General features: G+C 42.0%; 4 protein-coding genes. 2 read left to right on the top strand and 2 right to left on the bottom strand.

Going from position 1 to position 4,110, the window contains the following annotated elements:
* On the bottom strand, nt 1–1,534 hold a 1,534-nt coding region (locus tag RI557_RS11435; RefSeq protein WP_310683887.1), incomplete at its 3' end, for a thiamine pyrophosphate-dependent enzyme.
* 83 nt (nt 1,535–1,617) lie between these two features.
* The gene (gene murC / locus RI557_RS11440; RefSeq protein WP_310683890.1) at nt 1,618–3,006 is read right to left on the bottom strand and encodes a Mur ligase family protein; all 1,389 of its coding nucleotides are present in this window, start codon (nt 3,004–3,006) and stop codon (nt 1,618–1,620) included.
* Nucleotides 3,007–3,303: 297 nt separating this feature from the next.
* Between murC and RI557_RS11445 the strand changes: the two genes are divergently transcribed.
* Together RI557_RS11445 and RI557_RS11450 are read left to right on the top strand one after the other, a co-directional pair.
* A complete protein-coding gene (locus tag RI557_RS11445) occupies nt 3,304–3,705 on the top strand; it encodes a hotdog domain-containing protein (protein ID WP_310683892.1) in 402 nt (133 codons plus the stop codon).
* Nucleotides 3,702–4,110, top strand: a 409-nt coding sequence (locus tag RI557_RS11450) for a permease (protein WP_310683894.1), incomplete at its 3' end; no start/stop codon positions are given. The genes RI557_RS11445 and RI557_RS11450, both read left to right, overlap by 4 nt.

A 4,110-nucleotide genomic window follows, 5' to 3' on the forward strand; every position in this document is an offset into this window, starting at 1 on the left:
AAAGTGCTTTGTGTTCAAAGAACATAACGGGTCCCGGATCTTCAAAAGCTGTAAGTAGCAATCCTTTCGCATCTTCAGGAAATGCCGGATAAGCAATTTTCAATCCCGGAATATGCGCAAACCACATTTCATTGGATTGCGAATGATAAGGCCCCGCTCCTACTCCGGCACCAGTTGGCATGCGAACAACAACATCGGCATTTTGTCCCCAGCGGTAATGAATCTTTGCCAGGTTATTGCAAATTTGGGTGATTCCTTCTGAGACAAAATCAGCAAACTGCATTTCTACCATGGCCTTTTGTCCTTTAATGCTGAGCCCGAGTCCGGCTCCTAAAATTGCTGACTCGCACAACGGAGTATTCCGAACTCTTTCTTTGCCAAATTCCTCAACAAAGCCATCCGTTATTTTGAAAACACCTCCGTACTCAGCGATGTCCTGCCCCATCAAAACAAGCCCATCGTGTTTTTTCATAGCTTCGCGTAAACCGTCAGAAACGGCATCGACAAAACGCATTTCGTTCTTTTCTCCAGCAGGTTTAACCTCCTCAAAATCAAAAGACGCATACACATCATTCAACTCATCTTCAATGCTCGAAGAAACCTCAGGTTCTTCAAGAGCTGTATTCCATTCCGCATTGATAAGCTCTTTTAACTCCTTTCGTTTTTTCTCTTTATCTTCTTCGGTCAGAACCCCGGATTCAACCAAAAATGATTCGTAATTGACAATGGGATCGTGTTTAGCCCACTCATCCTGAAGACCTTCAGGGTAATATTTTGTACCTGATGCTTCTTCGTGACCGCGCATCCTAAAAGTGATCATTTCGGTCAGAACCGGCTTGCCTGTTTCCCTCACGCGGGCGGTAACATTTCGCAATCCGCGAATTACATCCAAAATATTATTTCCATCAATCTGCTCCGTTTCCATTCCATAACCAATTCCTTTATCGATAAACTGATCACAACGAAACTGTTCAGAACTCGGAGTTGAAAGTCCCCACTGATTATTCTCGATCATGAAAATCACCGGGAGATCCCAAACCGCAGCAGTATTCACCGATTCGTGAAAATCACCTTCACTGGCTCCGCCATCACCGGTAACAACAAGAGTGGCCTTGTTCTCTTTTTGTAATTTGGTAGCGAGCGCAATACCATCGGCAATACCCATCTGTGGACCCAAATGAGAAATCATACCAACGATATTGTGCTCCTTTGAGCCAAAGTGAAATGAGCGATCACGTCCTTTTGTAAAGCCGTTCATTTTTCCCTGGAACTGACTAAACAATCGATTCAGCGGAACTCCTCTCGTTGTAAAAATTCCTAAATTGCGGTGCATGGGCAGCATGTACTCATCAGGGTTCATCACGAAAGCTGAACCGACAGAGACTGCCTCCTGTCCGTAACCTGAAAACCATTTTGAGATTTTTCCCTGACGTAGAAGAATGAGCATCTTCTCCTCGATTAATCTGGGTAGTAGTAATTTATCGTAAATATCGAGAAGTTCCTCTTTAGAGAAACCGGATGTATCGAATTTCATAACCTGAATTTTATATCGCAACGAAGCGCACCAAAATTAGCGAATTGAGATGGAGAGCGTCAACATCTAACTGATTTACTTTATCAGCTTTTCGCTTTTGTTTCTTCTCCTTTGTGGATGATCTCTCCTGCCAGTTTTTCAACATCAATTCCATCAAAGTTTCCGCTCGTCATAATCAACAGATTGGCATTCTCCAATGACAATCCACGGAGATAATTCTCGAGTTGTTCGCTATCGGTTCTGACCGATAAGTCTTCGCGATCAAATGCCTGTCGAACATCCTCTTTTTCAATTGGATCGAGTTTTTTATGTTCTATCGTTTTGGGGTTGTAGTACACGATTGCTCTATCTGCCGAATTCATAGCGCCTTTGTACTCCTTTAAAAACTCTTTTGTGAGACTACTAAACGTGTGCAACTCCATTATAGCAATCAACTCCCGATCAGGATACTGTGCTTTAACTGCAGCTGTTGTGGCCTTCAACTTAGATGGTGCGTGAGCAAAATCTTTGAAAATGCAGGCTGTATCGTTTTCTTCGAGTTTTTGTAATCGGTTAGCTGCTCCCGTAAACGACTGAATAGCTTTGTAAAACTGCTCATCAGTGATGTTGAGTTGATTGAGGGTCAACCTTGCGCCATTGAGGTTTTGAAGGTTGTGATTTCCAAATACTTTTAATGGAACATCGCCTTCATCAGTCTTGAGGAAAGTTTGATTATTAATGATTTTGTGAGAGGGTGTGCGGTATGGAATTTTATTGACTTTTTTAGCTGCTTTTTCCTCAGTAATACGCTTGAGTTCACGATCGATTTCACAATAAATGAGTGTGGAATTATCCTTCATGTCTTCAACAAACAATTCAAATTGCTCAACGTAATCCGCATAGGTTTTAAAAACATTGATATGATCCCAGGCAATTCCACTTATTAACGCTATATGAGGTTTGTACCACAGGAATTTTGGCTTCCTGTCAATTGGTGAAGAAAGATACTCATCACCTTCCAGAATGATGACAGGAGCTTCATCAGTAAGCTTGACCATTGTATTAAAACCTTCGAGCTGTGCTCCAACCATGTAGTCAACATCTCGATTGTAGTGATGCAATACGTGCAGAACCATCGCAGTAATACTCGTTTTTCCGTGACTGCCGGCTATGACAACGCGAACTTTCTCACGGCTCTGATTGTAGATATATTCCGGATATGAATAGATCGCCAACCCGAGTTCCTGGGCTTTTTTCAGCTCGGGATTACCTGGACGGGCATGCATACCCAATATCACGACATCGAGATCTTTCGTAATAGAAGACGGATTCCAACCCTCTTTTTTGGGTAGAAGTCCGTGGTTTTTCAATCTTGAACGCGAGGGCTCAAAGATTTGATCATCACTTCCCGTTACTTCGTATCCTTTCTCTTTGAGTGCAATAGCCATGTTGTGCATGGCACTTCCTCCAATCGCGATGAGATGTACTTTCATGTGTTCATGATTTAATAATGCCTCACGGAACTCGTCACATTTGATTTCCTTCATGGTGAAAGAGATTTCACATGACTCGTTTCATTATAAAGAATTTGACCGCAAATTATGAATTTGCCTCTATCGCTCGCTCAAAGGGTCGATAGAAATTTGAACACATCGTTTTTGATACCACCGGAACATTTGTGTTTTGGTTGCGTTCTGCTGGCAATCATGTGATAAACGTCACCTAAAAAATCTATTTAGATTAATTTAAAATAAGAAGGAACTATACCTTTGCAACACAAAACACATATAATGGAATTCATAACTCAAAAAATATGCATGGGCAAGGACCTCGGGGTCCACGGGAACTTATTTGGCGGTAACATGCTCGCCTGGATCGATGAAGCTGCCGGAACATTAGCCTCGGAAATTTGTCGCTCCCCCAATATGGTAACACTCAAAATAGATGAAGTTATTTTTAAAAAAGCTGTCAAGGTTGGCTTTTTGATCAAGATATACGGAGAAGTTGTACGCATGGGAAATACTTCACTCACAATGAAAATTGAGGCACGTAAGTACAACGTGATCTCTGAAGAGGAAACAATTGTATGCAGCACAAAAATGACATTTGTCCGTATAGATGAATCGGGAGAGCCAGTGCCAATTCCCATGATGGTTAAAGAAAAGTACGAAGAAAAACTGAATAAATCATGATTCTCGATTTTTTAAAGTCGCTGGTTGTTGCTTTTTGGGAACTTTTTAGTGAAATGTCTCCATACCTCGTTTTGGGTTTTTTGCTCGCGGGTATTCTGCACGTTTACTTCCCAAAAGACAAAGTCAATAAGTACCTTGGTAAACGGAACCTGAAATCTGTTATCAATGCAGCACTCGTTGGCGTACCGTTGCCGCTCTGTTCATGTGGAGTAATTCCAACAGGCGTTTCGTTTCACAAAAACGGAGCGAGCAAAGGAGCATCGGTTTCGTTCCTGATCTCAACTCCACAAACCGGTGTCGATTCTATTTTGGCTACCTATTCTTTGATGGGGCTTCCATTTGCCGTGATCAGACCCATTGTTGCGTTGATAACCGGCATTACGGGAGGTTTATTCACGAATAAAG

This window comes from Salibacter sp. (assembly GCF_031581065.1).
Lineage (GTDB): Bacteria > Bacteroidota > Bacteroidia > Flavobacteriales_G > Salibacteraceae > Salibacter.